At 71.0% G+C, this 21946-nt stretch carries 18 protein-coding genes and 1 tRNA gene; 9 read left to right on the top strand and 10 right to left on the bottom strand.

The genetic code is table 11. The annotated features are described in order from the left end of the window. Nucleotides 1-92: 92 nt before the first annotated feature. Both KZJ41_RS18115 and nudC read left to right on the top strand, forming a co-directional pair. Nucleotides 93-1160: a TrkA family potassium uptake protein gene (locus KZJ41_RS18115; RefSeq protein ID WP_006942770.1), complete on the top strand. Its 1068-nt coding sequence runs from the start codon at nucleotides 93-95 to the stop codon at nucleotides 1158-1160. A 26-nt stretch (nucleotides 1161-1186) separates the two neighbouring features. Further along, a complete protein-coding gene (nudC, locus tag KZJ41_RS18110; RefSeq protein WP_050035451.1) occupies nucleotides 1187-2089 on the top strand; it encodes an NAD(+) diphosphatase in 903 nt (300 codons plus the stop codon). 5 nt (nucleotides 2090-2094) lie between these two features. On the opposite strand, the gene KZJ41_RS18105 is transcribed toward nudC, so the two are convergent. Continuing rightward, a complete protein-coding gene (locus KZJ41_RS18105) occupies nucleotides 2095-2706 on the bottom strand; it encodes a TetR/AcrR family transcriptional regulator (protein ID WP_081705051.1) in 612 nt (203 codons plus the stop codon). Between the two features lie 103 nt (nucleotides 2707-2809). Here KZJ41_RS18105 and KZJ41_RS18100 point away from each other — a divergent pair, with 103 nt between their 5' ends. Further along, a complete protein-coding gene (locus KZJ41_RS18100; protein WP_161996282.1) occupies nucleotides 2810-3652 on the top strand; it encodes an SDR family NAD(P)-dependent oxidoreductase in 843 nt (280 codons plus the stop codon). A 36-nt stretch (nucleotides 3653-3688) separates the two neighbouring features. Here the strand turns inward: KZJ41_RS18100 and KZJ41_RS18095 are convergent, their stop codons facing one another. Further along, complete coding sequence (locus KZJ41_RS18095; protein WP_043797086.1) at nucleotides 3689-3943, bottom strand: mycoredoxin; 255 nt, start codon at nucleotides 3941-3943, stop codon at nucleotides 3689-3691. A gap of 114 nt (nucleotides 3944-4057) precedes the next feature. Here KZJ41_RS18095 and KZJ41_RS18090 point away from each other — a divergent pair, with 114 nt between their 5' ends. Together KZJ41_RS18090 and KZJ41_RS18085 are read left to right on the top strand one after the other, a co-directional pair. Next, nucleotides 4058-6190 (top strand): ATP-dependent DNA helicase UvrD2, encoded by a 2133-nt coding sequence (locus tag KZJ41_RS18090; protein ID WP_238406460.1) that lies wholly within the window; start codon nucleotides 4058-4060, stop codon nucleotides 6188-6190. 383 nt (nucleotides 6191-6573) lie between these two features. Beyond that, nucleotides 6574-6852: a WhiB family transcriptional regulator gene (locus tag KZJ41_RS18085; RefSeq protein ID WP_043797088.1), complete on the top strand. Its 279-nt coding sequence runs from the start codon at nucleotides 6574-6576 to the stop codon at nucleotides 6850-6852. 21 nt (nucleotides 6853-6873) lie between these two features. Here the strand turns inward: KZJ41_RS18085 and KZJ41_RS18080 are convergent, their stop codons facing one another. The 3 genes from KZJ41_RS18080 to KZJ41_RS18070 all read right to left on the bottom strand — a co-directional run bounded on the left by KZJ41_RS18080 (nucleotide 6874) and on the right by KZJ41_RS18070 (nucleotide 10744). Continuing rightward, nucleotides 6874-8205 (bottom strand): AarF/ABC1/UbiB kinase family protein, encoded by a 1332-nt coding sequence (locus KZJ41_RS18080; protein WP_029544549.1) that lies wholly within the window; start codon nucleotides 8203-8205, stop codon nucleotides 6874-6876. Between the two features lie 82 nt (nucleotides 8206-8287). Next, nucleotides 8288-9148: a hypothetical protein gene (locus KZJ41_RS18075; protein ID WP_161996280.1), complete on the bottom strand. Its 861-nt coding sequence runs from the start codon at nucleotides 9146-9148 to the stop codon at nucleotides 8288-8290. Nucleotides 9149-9241: 93 nt separating this feature from the next. Then, nucleotides 9242-10744, bottom strand: coding sequence for a zinc-dependent metalloprotease (locus tag KZJ41_RS18070; RefSeq protein WP_006942790.1), 1503 nt, complete (start codon nucleotides 10742-10744; stop codon nucleotides 9242-9244). 88 nt (nucleotides 10745-10832) lie between these two features. Here KZJ41_RS18070 and KZJ41_RS18065 point away from each other — a divergent pair, with 88 nt between their 5' ends. Further along, nucleotides 10833-11858 (top strand): PDZ domain-containing protein, encoded by a 1026-nt coding sequence (locus KZJ41_RS18065; protein WP_029544543.1) that lies wholly within the window; start codon nucleotides 10833-10835, stop codon nucleotides 11856-11858. Between the two features lie 20 nt (nucleotides 11859-11878). Here KZJ41_RS18065 and KZJ41_RS18060 read toward each other — a convergent pair whose 3' ends face one another. Continuing rightward, nucleotides 11879-12484 carry a PPA1309 family protein gene (locus tag KZJ41_RS18060; RefSeq protein ID WP_037200991.1) on the bottom strand — a complete coding sequence of 202 codons (606 nt, stop codon included), beginning with the start codon at nucleotides 12482-12484 and terminating at the stop codon, nucleotides 11879-11881. A gap of 155 nt (nucleotides 12485-12639) precedes the next feature. Between KZJ41_RS18060 and KZJ41_RS18055 the strand changes: the two genes are divergently transcribed. Together KZJ41_RS18055 and KZJ41_RS18050 are read left to right on the top strand one after the other, a co-directional pair. Then, nucleotides 12640-15627: a UPF0182 family protein gene (locus tag KZJ41_RS18055; RefSeq protein ID WP_185712829.1), complete on the top strand. Its 2988-nt coding sequence runs from the start codon at nucleotides 12640-12642 to the stop codon at nucleotides 15625-15627. A 255-nt stretch (nucleotides 15628-15882) separates the two neighbouring features. Then, a tRNA-Met gene (locus KZJ41_RS18050) sits at nucleotides 15883-15959 on the top strand. A 51-nt stretch (nucleotides 15960-16010) separates the two neighbouring features. On the opposite strand, the gene KZJ41_RS18045 is transcribed toward KZJ41_RS18050, so the two are convergent. Beyond that, nucleotides 16011-17654, bottom strand: coding sequence for an acyl-CoA synthetase (locus tag KZJ41_RS18045; RefSeq protein WP_029544536.1), 1644 nt, complete (start codon nucleotides 17652-17654; stop codon nucleotides 16011-16013). A 294-nt stretch (nucleotides 17655-17948) separates the two neighbouring features. Here KZJ41_RS18045 and KZJ41_RS18040 point away from each other — a divergent pair, with 294 nt between their 5' ends. Then, on the top strand, nucleotides 17949-18251 hold the full coding sequence (locus KZJ41_RS18040; protein ID WP_251549374.1) for a potassium channel family protein: 303 nt from the start codon (nucleotides 17949-17951) through the stop codon (nucleotides 18249-18251). Nucleotides 18252-18337: 86 nt separating this feature from the next. Here the strand turns inward: KZJ41_RS18040 and KZJ41_RS18035 are convergent, their stop codons facing one another. The 3 genes from KZJ41_RS18035 to hisN all read right to left on the bottom strand — a co-directional run bounded on the left by KZJ41_RS18035 (nucleotide 18338) and on the right by hisN (nucleotide 21867). Beyond that, nucleotides 18338-19546: an acyl-CoA dehydrogenase family protein gene (locus KZJ41_RS18035; RefSeq protein ID WP_029544531.1), complete on the bottom strand. Its 1209-nt coding sequence runs from the start codon at nucleotides 19544-19546 to the stop codon at nucleotides 18338-18340. A gap of 43 nt (nucleotides 19547-19589) precedes the next feature. Next, nucleotides 19590-20981 (bottom strand): acyl-CoA dehydrogenase family protein, encoded by a 1392-nt coding sequence (locus KZJ41_RS18030; protein ID WP_065922418.1) that lies wholly within the window; start codon nucleotides 20979-20981, stop codon nucleotides 19590-19592. Nucleotides 20982-21081: 100 nt separating this feature from the next. Beyond that, on the bottom strand, nucleotides 21082-21867 hold the full coding sequence (gene hisN / locus KZJ41_RS18025) for a histidinol-phosphatase (protein ID WP_161996279.1): 786 nt from the start codon (nucleotides 21865-21867) through the stop codon (nucleotides 21082-21084). Between the last annotated feature and the right edge of the window lie 79 nt (nucleotides 21868-21946).

The raw sequence follows: 21946 nt of genomic DNA, 5'->3' as shown, positions 1-21946 counted from the left end.
TAGCGGCCGACGCGTAGGCTGCGAGCCGATGTCAGCAACGAGAACGTCGGTGACCGCGTCACCGGAGCCGAGAACACCGCGGGAGCGCCGCCATGCCGGGTAGGTTGCGTGCCCGCTTCAGCCGTTCCGACGTGCTCACCGAGCGCCCGGACTTCGCGCTGGTGGGCATCCTGCGGGTGCCGCAGCTGCAGACGAGCCCGAGCCGGGCCATCACTCGCCGCGTCGGATATGCGGTGGTGGCGTTGACATTCGCCGTGCTGGTGGTCTACCTCGACCGGGACGGCTACCGCGACGCCCAGGGCGACGCACTGTCGCTGCTGGACTGCATCTACTACGCGACCGTCTCGCTGTCGACCACCGGCTACGGCGACATCACCCCGTTCACACCCGAGGCGAGACTGATCAACGTCCTGGTCGTCACGCCGTTGCGGATTTTCTTCCTCATCGTCCTGGTCGGTACCACGCTCTCGGCACTGACCGAGAGTTCGCGCCAGGCGTTCAAGATTCAGCGTTGGAGGCGCCGCGTGCGTAATCACACCGTCGTCGTCGGATACGGCACCAAGGGCCGTACCGCGGTGGATGCGATGCTGGGCGACGGGGTTCCGCCGTCGGACATCGTCGTCGTCGACACCGATCCGGTGGTACTCGAGACCGCCGCCGGGCAGGGGCTGGTGACGGTACAGGGCTCGGCGACGAAGTCGGATGTGCTGCGCCTGGCGGGCGTTCAGCACGCCGCCGCGATCATCGTCGCCGCCAACCGCGACGACACCGCGGTGCTCGTCACGCTCAGCGCCCGCGAGATCGCCCCGAGGGCGAAGATCGTCGCGGCCATCCGCGAATCGGAGAACACGCATCTGCTGCGTCAATCGGGCGCGGACTCGGTGGTCATCTCGTCCGAGACGGCGGGCCGGTTGCTCGGCATCGCCACCACGACGCCGAGCGTCGTGGAGATGATCGAGGATCTGCTCACCCCGGAGGCGGGATTCGCGATCGCCGAACGCGACGTCGAACCGAACGAAGTGGGTGGATCGCCCCGGCACCTGTCCGACATCGTGCTCGGAGTCGTGCGCGACGGCCGCCTGCTGCGCGTGGGGTCCCCCGAGGTCGACGCCGTGGAGGCGGACGACAAGCTGCTCTACATCCGGCGGGTGTCGGGCTGAGCCCGCGCCGCCGCTAGGGTGCAGTCGTGAGCCGTTTCCAGCTGTCCGACACCCCCCTGCTCTCCCGTGCGGTCGTCGACCGCGCCGAGGAGTTGCGGGGCGACGCCGCGGCCCTGCACGACGGTTGGTCCCGGGCCCATCTGCTGCGGGTCGATCGTCGCGGGCAGGTGCCGGTGGACGGCGACGCCCTGGTGTTCGCCGCGGCGGTGGAGCTGGGACCCGAGCCGGTGCCCGGCGCGGTGTTCCTCGGTGTGCGCGGCGACCGGCACGTGTGGGCGATCCGGGTGCTCGCCCAGACCGGAACGGTCGCCGACCTGCGCCGCATCGGCGACCGGCTCGACGACGCCGACGCGGGTCTGATGGTGACCGCGGTGGCCCTGCTCAACTGGCACGACAACGCGGGCTTCAGTTCACTGGACGGAGCGCCGACCGAGCCGACCCTGTCCGGCTGGTCGAGGATCAGCACCAGCACCGGTCACGAGGAGTTCCCGCGTACCGACCCGGCGATCATCTGTCTCGTGCACGACGGCGCGGACCGGGTCCTGCTGGCGCGACAGCCGGTGTGGCCGGAGCGACGGTTCTCCGTGCTCGCCGGGTTCGTCGAGGCGGGGGAGTCGCTCGAGTCCTGCGTCGTGCGGGAGATCCGCGAGGAGGTCGGCGTCGACGTGCGAGACGTGCGGTACCTCGGCAGCCAGCCGTGGCCGTTCCCGCGGTCGGTGATGATCGGGTTCTCCGCCGTCGCCGATCCGGAGCATCCGCTGGCCTTCCTCGACGGGGAGATCGCCGAGGCCCGTTGGTTCACCCGCGACGAGGTGCGGGCCGCGCTGGCGCTCGGCGACTGGGCCTCCCCGGCCGACGCCCCGTTGTTGCTGCCGGGATCGATCTCGATCGCCCGGGGCATGCTGGAGGGCTGGGTCCGGGGGAACTGAACCGGTCAGGACCCCGGCCTCGGCAGACCGGTGAGCACGGTCTCGACGAGGTGATCGGTGTATTCGTAGGTCAGCGGACCGGAGCGCAGCAGCCAGCGCTGGGCGACGGGGGCGAAGAGGGTGTCGACGACGGCGTCGAGATCCACATCGGGGGACAGCTGACCCTGTCGCTGCGCCGCGCGCAGCCGCTCCTTCTTCATCTGCCGCGTCGGCTCGTCGAGACGACGGGAGTATTCGGCGGCCAGGGACTCGTCCTCGAGTACGGCGACGGTCAGCGCGCGCAACGGCCGTTCGAACCGGGGATCGTTCAGTTCGTCGACGGTGGCGCGCAGCACCGCCCTCATGTCGGCGACGAGATCGCCCGTGTTCGGTAGGCCCTGCGGGTCCTCCGGTTCGCCGCCCACGTTTGCGTTGAGGTAGGCGTCGAGCAGCACCGATCCCTTCGACGACCACCACCGGTAGATGGTCTGTTTCCCGACGCCGGCTCGGGCAGCGATCGCCTCGATGCTCGACTTGCTGTAGCCCACTTCACCGACCAACTCCACCGCGGCGGTCAGGATCGCTGTCCGGGCGGCGTCGCTGCGGCGGGTGGTTCTCGGCGGCATGGAACCCAGCATAGCCAAATCGAGACGAGACGGACCGTCTTGACAAGAGGGAACGAGGATCGCATACTCACATGGCGAGACGATCCGTCTCGTCTAGATTCGAGGAGGCGCCGGTATGGTCGAGCAGCGGATATGGCTGGTCACGGGGGCAAGCCGAGGGCTAGGCCGAGCGTTCACCCGGGAGGCGCTCACCGCAGGAGACCGGGTCGCCGCTCTTGCCTGCACCGCAACCGCCGTGCCCGAGTTCCGGGACGACGAGCGGGTGCTCACCGTCGACGTCGACGTGACCGACCGGTCGGCGGTGTTCGCGGCGGTCGATCGGGTTGTCGACCACTTCGGGCGCCTCGATGTCGTCGTCAACAACGCCGGGACGATGTGGACGGGCTTCGTCGAGGAGTTCACCGAGGAGCAGGCACGCGCTCAGATGGAGACCAACTTCTTCGGAGCGCTGTGGGTCACGCAGGCGGTGTTGCCGGCGCTGCGTCGGCGCCCGGGCCGCCTGCTGCAGATCTCCAGTGTTGCGGGGATCGCGGCATTTCCCACCACCGGGTTGTACAGCGCCAGCAAGTTCGCACTGGAAGGACTGAGCGAGGCGGTCGCTGCCGAGGCTGCACACTTCGGGGTCGCCGTGACGATCGTCGAACCCGGCGGATACTGGACGGACCTGTACAAGGACATGCCCGCCACCGCGCCGCTCGACGACTATGCGGCGCTGCGCGCCGAGATGGCAGCGACGTCGGCCGCCGGCGGCGTCGACAGCGAGCCGGCGCTCGCCGCGGCCGCGGTCCGGGCAGCCGTGGACAGCGACGCCCCGCCGAGACGGTTGATCCTCGGCAGCGTCGTCTACGACGCCGCGGTCGGACTCGCGCAGGAGCGCATCCGGGACTGGGCGGCATGGGAGCAGGCCAGCCGGGCAGCCGAACACGCCGTGCCGGCCCCGCCGGGATACACCACCTGAGCTCCTCGGTGCTCCCGGCGGATGCGGTGCCGTCGGCTAGAGACCGAGCGCCTGCTTGACCGCGGACAGCGGGGGATTGGTCGCGGTGCTGCCGTCGGCGTACTGCACGGTGGGAACGACGTGGTTTCCGTCGTTGACGCTGCCGACGAACTCGGCGGCGGACGGGTCGGCCTCGATGTCGATCTCGGCGTAGCCGATGCCGTGCTCGTCGAGCTGGCTCTTGAGGCGGCGGCAGTAGCCGCACCAGTCGGTGGTGTAGAGCGTCAGGGCGGGAGCATCGGTCGTAGTCACGGTGCGCACAACAACTCCGGGGCACCCGCTGTTCCGCGCGACGGTGAAATGTGTTCTCCACCACAGTCGGTGTGGGCCGGAGGCCTGTCACCGCGTCCTGCCATGATGGAGCCCATGCGAGCAGATGCATCGGTGGAGGGCCTGGATCCTCAGCAGGCGGCGGCGGTCCTCGCGCCGCGGGGCCCGGTGTGTGTGCTCGCCGGTGCCGGGACGGGAAAGACCCGGACCATCACCCGCCGCATCGCGCACCTGGTGTCCCACGGACACGTCGCGGCCGGCCAGGTCCTCGCCGTCACGTTCACCGCCCGCGCCGCCGGGGAGATGCGCGGCCGGCTGCGCGAACTCGGGGTGGGCGGCTCGGGGCCGCAGGTGCAGGCGCGTACCTTCCACGCCGCCGCGCTGCGGCAGCTGCGCTACTTCTGGCCGCGAGTGGTCGGCGACACGCCGTGGCAGCTGCTCGACCGCAAGTTCGCCGTCGTCTCCCAGGCCGCGCACCGTGCCGGGTTCGCCACCGACACCGACACCGTGCGCGACCTGCTCTCGGAGATCGAGTGGGCCAAGGGTTCGCTCGTCGCGCCGGAGGACTACCCGGCCGCGGTGGCCCGGGCCCGGCGTGAGCCCCCCGCCGACGCCGGACGGGTGGCTGCCGTCTACGCCGGCTACGAGTCCCTCAAGGTGCGCGACGACGGTATCTTCCTCGACTTCGACGACCTGCTGCTGCACACGGCCGCCGCGCTCGAGGAGCACACCGCCGTCGCCGAGGAGTTCCGCGACCGCTACCGCTGCTTCGTCGTCGACGAGTACCAGGACGTCACGCCCCTGCAGCAGCGCGTGCTCGACGCGTGGCTCGGCGACCGCGACGACCTCACCGTCGTCGGCGACGCGAATCAGACGATCTACTCGTTCACCGGTGCCACCCCGCAGTATCTGCTCGACTTCTCCCGCCGATTCCCGGACGCCACCGTGGTCCGGCTCGAACGCGACTACCGTTCCACGCCGCAGGTGGTGTCCCTCGCCAACCGGGTCATCGGTGCGGCACGCGGCCGCATCGCCGGGACCCGCCTCCAGCTCGTCGGCCAGCGCCCGCCCGGACCCGAGCCGGCGTTCGCCGAGTACGACGACGAGCCCGCCGAGGCGCAGGCCGTGGCCAAGTCGATCGCGAAGCTGCTGGGATCGGGGGTGCCCGCCGCCGAGATCGCGGTGCTCTACCGCATCAATGCCCAGTCGGAGGCCTACGAGCAGGCGTTCACCGAGGCCGGTATCCCGTATCAGGTCCGCGGCGGCGAGGGCTTCTTCACCCGCGCCGAGGTGCGCCAGGCGGTCGGCGCGCTGCGGCAGGCCCACGGCCGCGACGACCTGCCCGCGGGCGCCGATCGCGGCGCCGCCCTCGTCACGCTGGTGCGGGCGGTGCTCGCCCCGCTCGGCCTGACCGAGGCCGAGCCTGCCGGTGCGCAGGCCCGTGAACGGTGGGAATCTCTGCGGGCGCTCGTGCAGCTGACCGAGGAGCTCCTCGGGCACGAGCCCGACCTGGATCTCGACGGTCTGCTGCGTGACCTGGCGGCGCGGGCCGAGGCGCGGCACCCGCCGACGGTGCAGGGCGTGACGCTCGCGTCGCTGCACGCGGCCAAGGGCCTGGAATGGGACGCGGTCTTCCTCGTCGGCCTCACCGACGGGACCCTGCCCATCGTGCACGTCGTCGGCGACAGCTCCACGCCGCCCGACGAGGCCGGCATCGAGGAGGAGCGCCGCCTGCTGTACGTCGGGGTCACCCGCGCCCGCGTGCACCTGCAACTGTCCTGGGCGCTCTCGCGCACCGAGGGCGGCCGCCGGTCGCGGCGGCGGTCCCGGTTCCTGCACGGTCTGATCCCCGACGACTCGCCGGCCTCCCGGATCGCGGCCCCCGCGTCGCCGAAACGTAAGCGGCCGCAGTGCCGCGTGTGCGGAAAGCCTCTGATGGGGTCGTCCGCGACCATGCTCGGGCGCTGCGAGGGCTGCCCGTCGGACCTGGACGAATCGCTGCTGATGGCGCTGAAGGACTGGCGCCGGGAACGTTCCAAGGAGATGAAGGTCCCCGCCTACGTGGTGTTCAGCGACAACACGCTCATCGCGATCGCTGAGCAGCGGCCGGGCGACGACCGTGCCCTCGTCGCCATCCCCGGCATCGGGGCGAAGAAACTCGAGCAGTTCGGCGCGGACGTGCTCGCCGTCGTGCGCGGTGAACGCGCGCCCGATACCCTCGATCTGTAGCGGTTCGCAAAGATGCGGTAAAACCGCAGGTAGAAAATGGGTTGTGCGATCGACGGCCGAGTTCCTAGGCTGGAGGTCGATGTCACGGGAAAGGCCCGTGCGCGGACGACGAAGGAGGTGGCCCCGATGCTCGGCTTCGATGCAGCTGCAGTGGTGGTCGCCGCCCCCGTCGCCGGCGCCCCCGTCGCCGCCGGCGCGTGCACTCCGCGCGTCGCCCGCGTGCGAGCAGCCGCCCCTTCGTCCGTGCCCCGAAGCCACCGAGGTTCACCCCGGTAATCTTCATTCGCCTTCCGGCCACGGACACCGCCCAGCGGACCGTGGCCTTCTTCGTCTTCTGCCCGGTTCGCGCATCGCATCCGAACCAGACAGAGGAGACATCCATCGTGCAGACCGCAACGCTCGACGTCGACCATACGACGCGCGTGCGCGAGTTGCCTTGCCGCGACGGCGATCCGGACCTGTGGTTCGCCGAATCACCGACCGAACTGGAGCGAGCCAAGGCGCTGTGCGGCCGGTGCCCGATCCGCGCTCACTGCCTCGCCGCGGCACTCGACCGTGCCGAGCCGTGGGGCGTGTGGGGCGGCGAGATCTTCGAACGGGGTGTCGTCGTCGCCCGCAAGCGTCCGCGGGGACGCCCCCGCAAGGAACTGGTGTGCGCCTAGGCCGGACCGGCTGCCGGGAGGTCAGTCCACCGGATCGGTGAATCCCGGCAGCCACGCCGACAGGATCCGCATGTACGGCGCGTGCGCGTCCAGTTGCGCGCAGATACCGACGGAGCCGAGGAGTACGCGGACGATGTTCGCGTACTCCGGCGGCAGGTTCAGTGCCCGCGCAGTGCGGAAGTTGGATCCGGAGAAGTCGGTGGCGGTGCCCGCCGCCTTCTGCAGCCAGGCCCGGGTGAAGTGGAACGACTCCGTGTGGATCGGATCCGTGAACGGGCGCAGGTAGTCCGCGATCTCCTGTTCGGTGACCTCCCGGCCCGGCAGGACGAACCGGTTCTCGTAGAGCAGCGTGGTCAGCTCGTCGAAGCGCTCCTCGAGGGCCAGCCGCACCATCCGGCCCAGCACCGGCGGCAACCCGTTCGGCATCGCGGCCGTGGCACCGAAGTCGATGACGCCGAGCCGGCCGTCGTCGAGCAGCATGAAGTTGCCCGGGTGCGGATCGCAGTGCAGCAGCCCCACCTGTGCCGGGGACGCGAAGTGGAACTCGGCCAGCAGCGCCCCGGCCCGGTTGCGCTGCTCGCGGGTTCCCTCGGCGATGATCATGGAAAGCGGTGTCGCCGTGAGCCATTCGGTGACGAAGACCTTCGGGGAGCTGGCGACGACCCGCGGCACGACGAACCGGGGATCGTCGGCGAACACCCTGGCGAACGTCCGCTGGTTGTCGGCCTCGATCCGGTAGTCGAGCTCCTCCTCGGTGCGCGCGGTCAGCTCGTCGAGCACGGCCCGCACGTCGGTGCCCGGCATCACCGTCGCGAACAGTCCCGCGAACCGCGACAGGGTGCGCAGATCGGCGCGCAGCGCCTCGTCGGCGCCCGGGTACTGAACCTTCACCGCGACCTCGCGGCCGTCCGCCCACACCGCCCGGTGGACCTGGCCGATGCTCGCCGAGGCGGTGGGAATGTCGTCGAACGAGGCGAAGCGCTCCCGCCAGCGGGCGCCGAGCTGCTGATCGAGGACGCGATGGACCGCCTTGGCCGGCAGCGGCGGCGCCGCCGACTGCAGCTTCGTCAGCGCCTCCCGGTACGGCTCGGCGAACTCCTCCGGCACCGCGGCTTCCATCACGCTCAGCGCCTGGCCCACCTTCATGGCTCCGCCCTTGAGCTCGCCGAGCACCGTGAACAGCTGCTCGGCCGCCTTCGCCGCAAGCTCGGCATCGATCTCCTCGCGGTCCCCGCCGGCCAGACGCCGGCCGAATCCCACCGCGGCGCGACCGGCGATCCCGAGGGGGATGCTGGCGAGCTTGGCGGTGCGGGAACTGCTTCTGCGGGGGATTTCGGCCACGCCCACCATCATGCCTGACGGCGTCAGACCGGCGCGGTGCGCCGCTGCGCGACCGGCGCGGTGCGCCGCTGCGTCACCGGCGCGGTGCGCCGCTTCACGCGGGTGTGCCTCCGCACCCGCAGTCCGGGTGCCGGAACCAGCGCCGCGACGTGAGTCGATGGCTGCGCAGATCCACCTCGAGGGTCCGGTCCAACGTCGCGGGCGGCGTGGACGGCGAGGCGGTGAGAATCGCGTCGAGCTGTCCGAGGGCGAGGGCCGCGGTCGCCAGCACCGCTGCGGGCTCCGCACACCCGACGCGGTCGCACAGCTGGGCGGCCAGCTGCGGCCAGTGCGGATCGAGATCCGTGCGGGTCAGATCGGCGCAGCGCAGGCAGCTCGTGCGGCCCGGGACGACGAAGGGGCCGACGATGCCGCGGCCGTCGCGCAGCAGTACGGGCAGATGCGGCACACGGTGCCGCATCAGCTCGCGGACGAGACCGGGGTCGGGCACCAGCGCGTCGGTGAGCAGCACGCACTGCGCGTCCCAGCGGGCGACGTCGCTGTCGCCGGTGTAGACGGCGGACCGGCGCAGCCGCGTGCCCGACACCGTCAGTTGGGCGACCAGCGCGTCTGCCAGTGGCCCGCGTCCGTGCACCCGCACCCGGGGGACCTGCAGCGCGGCTACGCCGGGATCACGGACCGCACCGAGGGCGGTCAGCTCGTCGAGCAGGGCGGTGACGGCGGCGCCCGGCAGCCCCGCCCGCGCGGTGCGGGCGAGGATCTCCTCGCGCGACGAGCGCCCGTCGAGCAGGCGCAGCACCGTCGAGAGTCCGAACGCGTCGAGCCCCGCGTCGGGGGACAGGACGGCCGCCGTGTCCGGACCCCACCCGAGTTGTACCGTCCCGTCCGGTCGGTGGAGCACCTCGAGGGCAGGGTCGAGCGCCGGTCCGGACTGTGGATGCGTTGCCGTGGTCATGCCGTCAGCCTGACAGCAAACCCGCCGCACCACCTGTGCCCGAGGCGGGTTGTCCACAGGGTAAAACCGGCGCCTACCTGGCCCGATGTGCGTTCAGGCGGATTCGTCGGGATCGGTGGACTCGCCGGAGCCCGGCTCGCCCTTCTCCCGCTCGGCGCGTTCGCGCGCCTCGGTCTCGCGCAACTGGGCGATCGGATCGTCGAACGCCGCCGCTTCTCCGCCGATGACGCGGTCGAGGAACGCGGCCGGGTTGTCGAGGTCCGACGAGTCCGGCAGCAGATCCGGGTGCGCCCATACCTTGTCCCGCGCGTCCGGCCCGGCATCGGTGGTGAGCCGGCGCCACAGGGCCGCGGCCTCGCGCAGCTTCCGCGGCCGCAACTCAAGACCGACGAGAGTCGCGAAGGTCTGCTCGGCGGGCCCGCCGCTCGCGCGGCGGCGGCGCAGCGTCTCGCTCAGCGCGGCCACCCCGGGCAGCCGGTCGCCGAGCGCGTCGGCGACCACGGTCTCCACCCAGCCCTCGACCAGGGCGAGCAGCGTTTCGAGGCGTTCGAGGGCCTGCTTCTGCTCGGGGGTGGTCTGCGGCTCGAACGCCGCGCCCTTGAGCAGTTCCTCGATCTTCGACGGATCCGTCAGCGCCATGGGATCGATACCCTGGGCGAGGTCCTCGATCGCGGAGAAGTCCATCCGGATGCCGCGCGCGTAGTCCTCCACAGTGGACAGCAGGCGCGAGCGCAGCCACGGCACGTGGCTGTAGAGCCGTTGGTGTGCCGCCTCCCGGGCGGCGAGGAAGACCAGGACTTCCTGGGCCGGCTGCTCGAGTCCGTCACCGAACGCCTCGATCGCGGCGGGCATCAGCGCCGCGGTGCCCGCGGGCCCGAGCGGCAGGCCGATGTCGGTCGAGGTCAGGACCTCCTTGGCGAGCTGCCCGAGGGCCTGGCCGAGCTGGGAACCGAACGCCAGCCCGCCCATCTGGGAGAACATGCCGAGCATCGGCCCGGCCATCGCCCGGGCCTCTTCCGGCAGGCCCTGCATCCACATGCCGTTGACCTGCTCGGCCACCGGATCGCACAGGCGTTTCCACGTCTCGAGCGTGTTGTCGAGCCAGTCGACGGGCGTCCACGCGACGGTGCGGGTCGCGCCCGCGGGCAGGGTCGTCGCCCCGTCGAGCCACAGTTCCGCCAGATGTGCGGCGTCCCGGACGGCATCCGCCGACCCGGACGACACCGGGGTGACGGAGCCGATCTGCTGGCGGGCGAGCTTGCCGGCCACCTCGTAGTTGACCGGCCCGGAACCGCCGGACCCCACCGCGCTGCCCATGCCGCTGAGCATCTGACCGAACTGTGTCAGCATCTGCCCGAGCGCCGCCGGGTCGAAGCCCTGCGCGCCGAACGGGTTGTCGCCGCCCGCGCCGAACGGGGCACCGCCTGCGCCGGGGGCCCCGAAACCGAAGGGGAACCCGCCGGTGGCGCCGCCCTGGGACCCGGCGCCTTCCGGGCCGGCACCCTCGGCGCCGGATCCCTCGGCGCCGGAACCGGAGTCCTTCCTGCGGTCCGGGTCGTCGTCGGGATTCGAGAATCCGAAAGGCGTGTCGCTCATGTCGTCAACGGTACAAGGCGCACCGCGGGGTGGCGGCCCCCGCGATCACGCTGATCGCGAACATCGCCGCTCCGGATACCCTGGCCGGGTGAATCGACGGCTCGTGACGATCCTGGCGGCGCTGTTCCCCGCGCTGCTGCTGGTGACGGTGGCGCTGAACGTGAAGGTGCCGTACGTGGCGCTCGGGCCGGGCCCGACGTTCGACACCCTCGGCGAGATCGACGGCAAGGCTGTCGTCGCCATCGAGGGCGCCGACACCGACCCCACCAGTGGCGAGCTCGTGATGACCACGGTCGGGGTCAGCGACCGCCTGACCGTGGCGCAGGCGCTCTCGGCGTGGCTGGGCAGCCGGTACGGGATCGCCCCCCGCGAGCAGATCTACCCGCCCACCGCGACCAGGGAGCAGGTCAAGGAGGCGGACGCCGCCCAGTTCGAGCAGTCCGAACGCAGCGCGGAACTCGCCGCCCTGCACCACCTCGACCTGCCCGTTGTCCTGCGCGTCGCCAGGGTCGGCGAGTCCGGGCCCTCCGCCGGCGTGCTGCGCGAGGGCGACCGGCTCGTCACCGTCGCCGGGGAGCCGGTGACCACCGCCGGCAGCGTGCAGCGGGCCGTCGCCGCGGTCGCGCCCGGCACCCCGGTCGACGTCGTGCTCGTGCGCGACGGGGTCGAGCAGACCGCCTCGGTGACCGTGGGAGCCCGCCCCGACGATCCGGACAAGGGCTTCCTCGGCATCAGCCCCGAGGAGGTCCCGGACGTGCCGTTCGACGTGACGTTCAACCTCGCCGACGTCGGTGGCCCGTCGGCGGGGCTGATCTTCAGCCTCGCCGTGGTCGACAAGCTCAGCCCCGGCGAGCTCAGCGGCGGCGAGGTCGTCGCAGGCACCGGCACCATCGATTCCGACGGGGTCGTCGGCCCGATCGGCGGCATCACCCACAAGCTCGTCGGGGCCGCGGAGGACGGCGCCACAGTGTTCCTCGTGCCCGCCGACAACTGCGCCGAGGCACAGAGCGACGCCCCCGACGGGATGCGGCTGGTCAAGGTCGAGACCCTCGAGGGCGCGATCGACGCGCTCGGCTCCCTCGCCGCCGGCGGCGACGCGCCCACCTGCGGCTAGGCCGTCGTGCGGGACCGGTCCTAGTCGTCGCCCGGTTCGAGGGTCGCGTACAGGGCGGACACCACGTTCGGCGCGAGGTTGTCGTAGGTGCGCAGCTCGATCCCGGCGAACGGGTCGTCCTCGTCGGTGGGCCTCAGCTGCAGCAGCGACAGCGACGGCCCGTCGCGCAGGACCGCCGCGATCAGGCGGGCATCGCGCCGCTCCGGGTGCCCGTGCGCCGCGGCCCGGGCGGCCTCGTCGGCAGCGTGCGGATCGGCGAGCAGCGGCACCAGCGCGTCGTCGAGATCCGACTCCGCGCTCGGGGGCAGCACCACGATCTCCTGCACCAGGGCGCAGCCGGCGACGGAATCGGGCCAGCTGGTGGTGGCGAGGAACTCGTCGAGGGCGGGGCTGCCGCCTTCGACGTCGTCGGGGAAGGCCTCCTGCTCCACCGGGGTGTACTCGTGGCCCTCGTCGAGCTGGTCGAGCAGGGTGGGTTCCGACGCCGCCAGCAGGGCCGTGGGCACCAGCGCGAACATCGTCGGCGGCTGTCCCCAGCCACCGGCGTCGACGAAGTCGACGATCTCACCGACGCACCGGCGCAGGGCGTCTTCGGACGGGACGGGATGACTGTCGCTCACGGACATATCCTTGCATCGTCGCCGGGTCTCGTCGCCGCGCGGCGTGGTGGTCGCCTCATTCCGTAGAGTGGGGCGAAACGGTCACCGCGAGTGCCGTGGGTGACAGTCGGGGTGAACAGCTGCGGCGCGTTCGCGTCGCCGGAGAATTGGGAGTGTGGCACGTGGGCATGAGGCCCCCCACCGGAGTACCTTCGCTGTCGAAACGCAGCAAGATCCTGCTGAGCCTGGCCGTGGTGGCCGCGGTGCTGCTGCTGGTCGGTCCCCGACTGGTGGACGCCTACACCAACTGGCTGTGGTTCGGCGAGGTCGACTTCCGTGACGTGTACCTGAAGGTGCTGTTGACCCGGATCGTCCTGTTCCTCCTCGTGAGCCTGTTCGTGGGCGGTGTGGTGTGGCTGGCGCTGCTGCTGGCGTACCGATCGCGGCCGGTGTTCGTGCCCGCATCCGGGCCCAACGACCCCATCTCGCGGTATCGCACCACGGTGATGACCCGGCTGCGCACGTTCGGCCTCGGCATTCCGATCGTGCTCGGCCTGCTGTCGGGCCTGATCGCGCAGGCGAGCTGGGTGACCGTGCAGATGTTCTTCAACGGCGGCTCGTTCGGCACCACGGACCCCCAGTTCGGGCTGGACGTCGGGTTCTACGCCTTCGACCTGCCGTTCTACCGCTTCCTGCTGAACTGGATGTTCGTGGCGGTCATCCTGGCGCTCTTCGCCAGCCTGGTCACCCACTACATCTTCGGCGGCATCCGGCTCGCCGGCCGCGGCGGCAGCCTCACCCGCGCCGCCCGCATTCAGCTGGCCGTGCTGGCCGGGATCTTCGTTGCGCTCAAGGCGATCGCGTACTGGCTCGACCGGTACGCACTGCTGTGGAGCGGGCGCAAGGAGCCCACCTTCACGGGCGCGGGCTTCACCGACATCAATGCCGTGCTGCCCGCGAAACTGATCCTGATGGCGATCGCGGTCATCTGCGCGGTGGCGTTCTTCGCGGCCATCGTGCTGCGCGACCTGCGCATCCCGGCGATGGCGACGGCCCTGCTCGTGCTCTCGTCGATCCTCGTCGGGGCCGTGTGGCCGCTGGTGGTCGAGCAGTTCTCCGTCCGGCCGAACGCCGCCGTCAAGGAGTCCGAGTACATCGAGCGCAACATCGCGGCGACGCGTGAGGCCTACGGCATCACGGACGAGATCGTGGAGTACCGGGATTACCCCGGCGTGGGCACCACGTCACCGCGCAACGTGCCGGCGGACGTGACCACCATCGCCAACACCCGCCTGCTCGATCCCAACGTGCTGCCGCGCACCTTCACCCAGCAGCAGCAGCTGAAGAACTTCTACGGGTTCCCGCCGTCGCTGGACATCGACCGGTACGAGATCGACGGGGAGCGCGAGGACTACATCGTCGCCGCCCGCGAGCTGTCGCCGTCGAGCCTGACGGGCAACCAGACCGACTGGATCAACAAGCACACGGTGTACACCCACGGCAACGGCCTGGTCGCGGCTCCCGCCAACCGAGTGAACGCGGCCGCCAGCGAGTCCGCGGAAGAGGCCGCGAACAGCAACAGTGGCTACCCGGTGTACATGGTCAGCGACATCGCATCGCTCGAGTCGGGCAACCAGGTGATTCCGGTCGAGCAGCCGCGGATCTACTTCGGTGAGGTCATCGCGCAGGAGGAGCCCGACTACGCGATCGTCGGTGCCGCCGAGGGGGAGGCCCCGCGGGAGTACGACACCGACACCGCGCAGTACACCTACACCGGCTCGGGTGGCGTCTCGATCGGCAACTGGTTCAACCGGCTCGCGTTCGCGTCCAAGTACGCCGAACGCAACATCCTGTTCTCGAGCGCCATCGGCAGCGAGTCGAAGCTGCTGTTCAACCGCGACCCGCGGGACCGGGTGACGAAGGTCGCGCCGTGGCTCACCGCCGACGGCGACGCCTATCCCGCCGCGGTCGACGGGCGCATCGTGTGGATCGTCGACGCCTACACCACGCTCGACAACTACCCGTACGCGCAGCGCAGTTCCCTCGAAGGGCTCGTCGAGGACAGCGTCGACCAGAACACCGGCCGGCTGCTGCCCCGCAAGGAAGTCTCCTACATCCGGAACTCGGTGAAGGCGACGGTCGACGCGTACGACGGCACCGTGACCCTCTACCAGGTCGACGATCAGGACCCGGTCCTGAAGGCGTGGATGGGTGTCTTCCCCGATGCGGTGACCCCGCAGGATCAGATCTCCGACGAGCTCCGCTCGCACTTCCGGTACCCGGAGGACCTGTTCAAGGTGCAGCGCGAGATGCTCGCGAAGTATCACGTGGACGACCCGCGCGAGTTCTTCACCAACAACGCGTTCTGGTCGGTGCCGAGCGATCCGACGGTGGACACGACCGCGAACCAGCCGCCGTACTACGTGCTGATCGGTGACGAGGAGACGGCCCGCCCGTCGTTCCGGCTCACCTCGGCGATGGTGGGCTTCAACCGGCAGTTCCTGTCCGCGTACATCTCGGTGGACTCGGACCCGGACAACTACGGCAGGTTCACGATCCTGCGGCTGCCGACCGACACCCAGACGTTCGGTCCCGAACAGACGCAGAACGCGATGATCTCCGACACGCGCGTCGCGTCGGAGCGGACCCTGCTCGAGAGATCCAACCGGATCCAGTACGGCAACCTGCTGACGTTGCCCATCGCCCAGGGCGGGATCCTCTACGTCCAGCCGATGTACACGGAACGCAGTTCGGCGACGGGGAGCACGTCGACGTTCCCGCAGCTGTCCCGGGTGATCGTCAGCTATCGCGAGCCCGGCCCTGCCGGCGGCGTGCGCATCGGCTACGCCCCCACCCTCGCCGCGGCGCTGGACCAGGTCTTCGGGGCCGGTGTCGGCAGTGCGGCCACCGCGCCGGGTGGCGAGTCGGCGCCCACCGCGCCGGTCGAGGGGACGGAGCAGGACGGTCAGGCAGCGGCTCCGGCGCCCGCTCCGGCGCCGAACCCCGCTCCCGCCCCGGCTCCCGCGGACCGGGCGGCCGCGGTCGCCGAACTCGACGCGGCGCTGGCCGAGCTCAGTGCGGCCCAGAGCACGGGCGACTTCGCCGCCTACGGCCGTGCGCTGCAACGGGTGCAGGCGGCCGTGGACGCGTACCAGTCCACCGGCGGCTGATCCCTTCCGCGACGAACGGGGCCCCGCGCACGAGGTGCGCGGGGCCCCGTCGGTTCGAGGACGACTCGGCGTCCGGCCGGGGCAGCCGCTCTCGCACTGCAGGTCGGCCGCCTCGCCACGCGATTGTTATTCCACCGTTATGTGAGCGGGGTCGTCGCGCGAGTGTGTCCCAGGACACAGGATGAGGGGCGAAAACGGCCTTCGCCCAGGCGATTTGCATTCCATTCATCGGGCCGTGTAACTTCGTTCTTGCAACGCGGGGTGGAGCAGCTCGGTAGCTCGCTGGGCTCATAACCCAGAGGTCGCAGGTTCAAATCCTGTCCCCGCTACCAAGTGGAAGGGCCCGGCACCGGATCATCCGGTGCCGGGCCCTTCCCATGTGCTCAGGGCTTCATGTCGACGAGCACGCGTCGCAGCAGCTTTCCCGTCGCATTGCGCGGCAGCTCGTCGAGGAAGACGACGTCGCGCGGGACCTTGTAGCGGGCCAGGTTCGCCTTGACATACTCCTTGATCTCCTCGGCGTCGCGCTCGGAGCCCTCCGCCGGCACCACGAAGGCGCGCAACCGGTGACCGAAGTCCGGATCCTCCACGCCGACCACCGCGGCGTCGAACACGTCGTCCCGCTCGACGAGGAGGTTCTCCACCTCGAGCGGGTACACGTTCTCGCCGCCGGAGACGATCATGTCGTCGTCTCGGCCGTCGACGAACAGCAGCCCGTCCTCGTCGAAGTGCCCCACGTCGCCGGTCGAGAGCAGACCGTTGATGCGCTCCTTGTCCCGGCCGTCGGTGTAGCCGTCGAAGCTCAGACCGCTCGCGACGAAGATCCGGCCCACCTCGCCGGGCGTCGTGATCCGGTTGCCGGCCTCGTCGTACAGTTCGACCCGGCACGTCACCGGCGGCCGTCCGGCCGTGCCCGGCGCCCGGCGGATGTCCTCGGGAGTGGCGACCGTGGCCACCGCGCATTCGGTGGAGCCGTACAGGTTGTGCAGCACGTCGCCGAAGTATTCACGGGTACGCCGGCACACGTCCGGCGACAGCGCGGACCCGGCGGAGAAGATGATCTGCAGGCTCGACGTGTCGTACCGCCCGATCGTCTCGCCGCCGAGGTCCAGGATCCGCTGCAGCATGGTCGGCACGACGACCAGCACGTTGGCCCGGTGCCGCTCGATCAGGCGAACCGTCTCGAGCGGGTCGAACCGTCGCTCCATCACCACCGTCTGCCCCAACGCCAGGGCGAGCCCGAACTGCGAGATTCCGGTCCCGTGGAACGCCGGCGCCGCCATCAGCATCGTCTGTCCCGGCCGCAGCGGTACCCGGTCCAGGAACTGCGCCGAGGCGAGCGGCGACGTGCGCTCGCGCGGGGCGCCCTTGGGTGTGCCGGTGGTGCCGCTGGTGAGCAGAACGAAACCGCCCAGCGTGCTCGGCGGCGGAACGGCGGACCCATCGAACTGCGCGAGCACGGACTCGATGCCCGGTGGGCCCGGCTCGTCGCCCTCGGGCCACGAGCTGTAGGTCCGTACCTCCGGCGGCAGGGCGGCCGCCACCGCCGCGAACTCGGCGTCGTAGACGAAGGTGCCCACACCTTCGCGCGCGGCGACGTCCGCGAGCTGCCGCGGAGCGAACCCGGTGTTCATCATGACCAGCTTCGCGCCGAGCTTGGCGGCGGCGAGCATGGTGAGAACGAGTCCGCGATGGTTGCGGGCCATCAGGCCCATCACGTCCCCCGCCGCGACGCCGTCGGCCTGCAGCGCCCGCACGAGCGCGTTCGACTGCGCCTCGAGTTCCTGGTAGCTCAGCCGTCCGCGCTCGTCGACGAGGGCGACGGCGTCGAAGCCACGCGCGGCGTGGGCGTGCACCGGTCCGGCGAACGGACCGTAGCGGCTCACCGCGACGAGGGTGCCGATCCCGTGGTCCACCCGGGGGAAGTGCAGCAGCCCGGAGCGGGCGAGCACCCGTACGGCGCCGAGCGTGTCGGTCACCCCCCCGGCGGCACCGGTGATCCTGTCGATGATGTCCTGCCCGGGCATGCTGTCCCCTTCGAGCTCGTGCCGGATTCGCGTCACCGCAACACTAGTGGTGACGCGCCTCACAGTCATGGACATTCGTCCGAATTGCCGACGGGCACCCGGACGGGAGGCGATTCCGGCCCGCGCGGCGGTGACGGCAGGATCCGTTCGTGATCCGATCCCTCGCCTCCGGGGCGTTCGAGTGACCGAGGAACGGTGGCGCCGCCTGTCCGAATGGCCGATGGCCACCGCGGCGGGGATGTTCCTGGCCGCGTACGCATGGCTGGTGCTCGCCCAGCCGGCGGACGGCACGGCGTGGGTGGGCGAGGCGGTGATGGTGCTCACCTGGGTGTCACCACGGTCGGCTACGGCGATTTCGCCCCCGTCGCGGCCACCGGCCGGCTGATCGCGGCCGCCCTGATGATCGCGGGCATCGCCCTGCTCGGTGTCGTGACGGTCACGTCGGCGTCCTGGCCGGTCGAGCGTGTGGGCGAGCAGGACGAGGCGAGCCAGGCGGTGACACGGGCGCAGGTGGCCGCGCTGACGGCCGAGGTGGTCGCCCTCCGCGAAGATCTCCGCCGCGCACGTGAGGACGATTCCGCCGGCTCTCGCGTGTAGCGGACCGCCCCTGGAGCGCGAGAGGGCCCCCACCGTCGGTGCCTACGGCGGGGGCCCGACCCCTCGGAGAAGTGGTCTGTGACCTGCTACTTCAGCTCGGTGCTCGACAGGCCCAGCAGCCGCCGCGCGATGATGAGCTGCTGGATCTGCTGGGTGCCCTCGAAGATGTCGAGGATCTTCGAGTCGCGCGCCCACTTCTCGAGCAGCGGACGCTCGGAGTAGCCGTAGGTGCCGGCCAGTTCGACGGCCTTGAGGGTGACCGCGGTGCCGGTGCGGCCGGCCTTGGCCTTGGAGATCGAGGCCTCGAGCGAGTTGGGATGCTTGTTGTCGGCCATCCACGCGGCCCGCAGCGCCTGCAGGTAGGCCGCCTCCCAGTCGGCCTCGAGCGCGAGGAACTCGGCGGCCGCGGCGTGCTGGTTGCAGGCCGGGATGTCGTAGGACACCTCGACGCCGGCCTCGGCGAGGATGCCGCGCAGTTCCTCGAGCGCCGCTCGGGCGACGCCGACGGCCATGCCGGCGACGATCGGGCGGGTGTTGTCGAAGGTCTGCATGACCCCCGCGAACCCCTTCTCGACGTTCACCTCGGGGCTGCCGAGCAGGTTGTCCTTCGGGATCCGGCAGTTGTCGAGCACCAGGACGGCGGTGTCGGAGGCCTTGATGCCGAGCTTGTGCTCGAGGCGCGCCACGCTCAGGCCGGGGGCGTCCCGCGGGACGACGAACGACTTGATCGCCGCGCGCCCCTTCGACCTGTCGACGCTCGCCCACACCACCACGTGGGTCGAGCGCTCGCCGGCGGTGACGAAGATCTTCTCGCCGTTGAGGACCCACTCGTCGCCGTCGAGGACGGCGGTGGTGGTCACGGCGGCGGAATCGGAGCCGAAGCTCGGCTCGGTGATCGCCATCGACGCCCACACCTTGCCGAAGCGTTCGAGCTGCTCGTCGGTGGCGACGGCGGCGATCGCCGAGTTGCCGAGCCCCTGGTAGGGGATCGACAGGGTGAGCCCCACGTCGCCCCAGCAGGTTTCGATCACATTGAGCAGCGACGCCATGTTGCCGCCGTTGACGTTGCCGGCCTGCTTCTTCGGCTCGTCGCCGCGGCCGAGCGCCGCGCCCGAGGCGCCCTGGCCGGAGTCGTTCAACCCCTCGACCATCGCGGCCATCGTGTCGAGCTCGACCGGGTACACGTGCTCGGCGAGGTCGTACTTGCGCGAGACGGGACGGAAGATCTGCGCGGCGACCTGGTGCGCCTGGTTCGCCGACGCCTTGAGCCTCTTGGGAAGTTCGAGATTGATCATCACAGATTCCTAGGTGTGAGGTGACGCTGCCGGATCGGGCGGCTCAGACGAGGACGACGCCCTCGGCGACGCCCACGGCGCGCAGGTCGCGGTACCAGCGTTCGACGGGGTGTTCCTTGGTGAAGCCGTGGCCACCGAGCAGTTGGACGCCGTCGAGGCCGATCCGCATGCCCTTGTCGGTGGCGAGCTTGCGGGCCAGCGCCGCCTCCCGGGCGAAGGACAGGCCCTGCTCGGCGCGGGCCGCGCCGCGCAGCGTGACCAGCCGGATGCCGTCGAGCTCGATCTTCATGTCGGCGACCATGAAGGCGACGGCCTGCCGGTGGCTGATCGGTTCGCCGAACGCCTCCCGTTCGTTGACGTAGGGGACGACGTAGTCGAGCACGGCCTGCCCGGTACCCATGGCGAGGGAGGCCCAGCCCAGGCGGGCGAGGCGGACCGCGTCCGCGTACTGCTCGGCGCGTGCGTCGGCGTCCGCGTCGCCGAGCAGGGCGGCCTGCGGGACGGCGACGTCGGTCAGATGCAGCCGGCCGAGCCCGGCGGCACGCAGGCCCATCGACGGGTCGGCCTCGATCGCGACGCCCTTGCTGTCGGACTCGACCAGGAACAGCGACGGCTTGCCGTCGAGCTCGGCGGCGACGACGAACAGTTCGGCGCTGCCGGCGGCCGGCACGAGGGACTTGACGCCGTTGAGCCGGTAACCGCTGGGGGAGCGCACCGCCTTGGTCTGCAGCGCGAACGGGTCGAACAGGGCGCGCGGCTCGGTGATCACGACGCAGGCCTGCGGGACGTCGTCCCCGGCGAACGCCGGCAGGTAGGTCCGCTGCTGCTCCTCGGTGCCCCACTGGGTGAGGGCGACCGCGACGCCGCTCGGCGCGAGGATCGGCAGGGCCAGCCCCATGTCGCCGTGGGCGAGCGCCTCGGCGACGAGCGCGTTGGTGACCGCGCCCCGCTCGGTGGCGGCTCCTTCGAACGCCTCGGGCACATTGACGAGGGTGATGCCGAGTTCGGCGGCCCGGGCGAGGAGGTCGGTGGGGGCGGCGGCCGCCTCGTCGGCGTCGTGCGCGGCGGGCCGCAGGATCTCGGCGGCGAACTCGCGGACGGTCTCGGCGATCATCTGCTGATCGTCGGTGGGGGTCAGGTCGAACAGGTCGGTGCGGACGGCGGGGTCGAGGCGCTGAGGTGCGTTGCCGCCGGTGACCTTCTTGAAGGTGCGGGTGGCGGCGCCGAGCGTCTTGAAGCCGGTCTTGGTGGACTGGTAGGTCACCCGGTCGATGGCCTGCCGGAGGTTGTACCGGTCCGCGAGTTCCGAACCGGTGATCCGCGTGAGCACCCGCATCGCGGCGCCCATGGCGTCCCGTCGGAGGGGATTCAGGCCCACCGCGGACGTGTCGCGAGGGGTGTTCCGGGCCACACTCTCTTGCTTGCTCATGATCACCAGAAGTTTCTCGATGTGGGGACGGACACCACTACCTTACTCCGGAGTAAGGTAGGTGTCTACTATCGAGTAAGTTCGGGGTGGGCGGGAGCCGCGCGGATCACCGCAGGCGCGTGAGCACGCCCTCGTGCAGCGCCCCGTTGGTGGCTACCGCGCTGCCGCCGTGCGGGCCGGCCGCACCGTCCAGATTCGTGAACCGGCCTCCCGCCTCCCGGACCAGCACGTCGAGCGCGGCCAGGTCCCACAGGGACACCTCGGGCTCGAGGGCGATGTCGACCGCACCCTCCGCGAGCAGGCAGTACGAATAGAAGTCGCCGTAGGCCCGCACCCGCCACACCTCGTCGGTGAGCGCGACGAACTCGTCGCGCCGACCGCGATCGCGCCAGCCGGACAGGCTCGAGAAGCTCAGCGACGCCGCGGACAGGTCGGTGACCTGCGAGACGGCGATGCGGCGCGGCTCTGCGCCGTCGTGCGCCACCCACGCGCCCGCGCCCGCCGCGGCCCACCAGCGACGGTTCAGCGCCGGGGCGCTCACCACCCCCACCACGGGCACGCCGTCGTCGAGCAGGGCGATGAGGCTGGCCCACACCGGCACGCCGCGCACGAAGTTCTTCGTCCCGTCGATCGGATCGACCACCCACTGCCGGCCGGTGAACACCGCGTCGCCGCCGAACTCCTCGCCGAGGATCGCGTCGCCCGGGCGCTCGGCGCCGAGGGTGCCGCGCACGGCGCGTTCGACGCCGAGATCGGCATCCGACACCGGTGTCAGGTCCGGCTTGTCGGTGACGGTCAGGTCGAGGGCGCCGAACCGGGTGCGCGTGATGGCGTCCGCCTCGTCGGCGAGGCGCAGGGCGAGGTCCAGATCGGCCGAGAGGTCGGTGCTCATGCCTCAGACGCTAGCCGAGAGCCCACCGGGCCCCGAGCGGTGGCGAGGTACCGCCGCACACCCGGTAACCTTGGGAATC

The sequence above is a fragment of the Rhodococcus sp. 11-3 genome (assembly GCF_023704055.1).
Taxonomy (GTDB): Bacteria; Actinomycetota; Actinomycetes; order Mycobacteriales; family Mycobacteriaceae; genus Rhodococcus; species Rhodococcus aetherivorans.
The sequence above is the reverse complement of the archived record's forward strand: the minus strand, read 5'-3'. Positions and strand labels throughout refer to the sequence as shown.

What these genes read in the sequence shown, in the direction of transcription:
- KZJ41_RS18060 (WP_037200991.1), bottom strand. Translation starts at nt 12,484, where the DNA reads ATGTCCGTGAGCGACAGTCATCCCGTCCCGTCCGAAGACGCCCTGCGC.
- KZJ41_RS18045 (WP_029544536.1), bottom strand. Translation starts at nt 17,654, where the DNA reads ATGCCCGGGCAGGACATCATCGACAGGATCACCGGTGCCGCCGGGGGG.
- KZJ41_RS18070 (WP_006942790.1), bottom strand. Translation starts at nt 10,744, where the DNA reads ATGAGCGACACGCCTTTCGGATTCTCGAATCCCGACGACGACCCGGAC.
- KZJ41_RS18035 (WP_029544531.1), bottom strand. Translation starts at nt 19,546, where the DNA reads ATGATCAATCTCGAACTTCCCAAGAGGCTCAAGGCGTCGGCGAACCAG.
- KZJ41_RS18090 (WP_238406460.1), top strand. Translation starts at nt 4,058, where the DNA reads ATGCGAGCAGATGCATCGGTGGAGGGCCTGGATCCTCAGCAGGCGGCG.
- KZJ41_RS18100 (WP_161996282.1), top strand. Translation starts at nt 2,810, where the DNA reads ATGGTCGAGCAGCGGATATGGCTGGTCACGGGGGCAAGCCGAGGGCTA.
- KZJ41_RS18105 (WP_081705051.1), bottom strand. Translation starts at nt 2,706, where the DNA reads ATGCTGGGTTCCATGCCGCCGAGAACCACCCGCCGCAGCGACGCCGCC.
- KZJ41_RS18075 (WP_161996280.1), bottom strand. Translation starts at nt 9,148, where the DNA reads ATGACCACGGCAACGCATCCACAGTCCGGACCGGCGCTCGACCCTGCC.
- KZJ41_RS18080 (WP_029544549.1), bottom strand. Translation starts at nt 8,205, where the DNA reads ATGATGGTGGGCGTGGCCGAAATCCCCCGCAGAAGCAGTTCCCGCACC.
- KZJ41_RS18115 (WP_006942770.1), top strand. Translation starts at nt 93, where the DNA reads ATGCCGGGTAGGTTGCGTGCCCGCTTCAGCCGTTCCGACGTGCTCACC.
- hisN (WP_161996279.1), bottom strand. Translation starts at nt 21,867, where the DNA reads ATGAGCACCGACCTCTCGGCCGATCTGGACCTCGCCCTGCGCCTCGCC.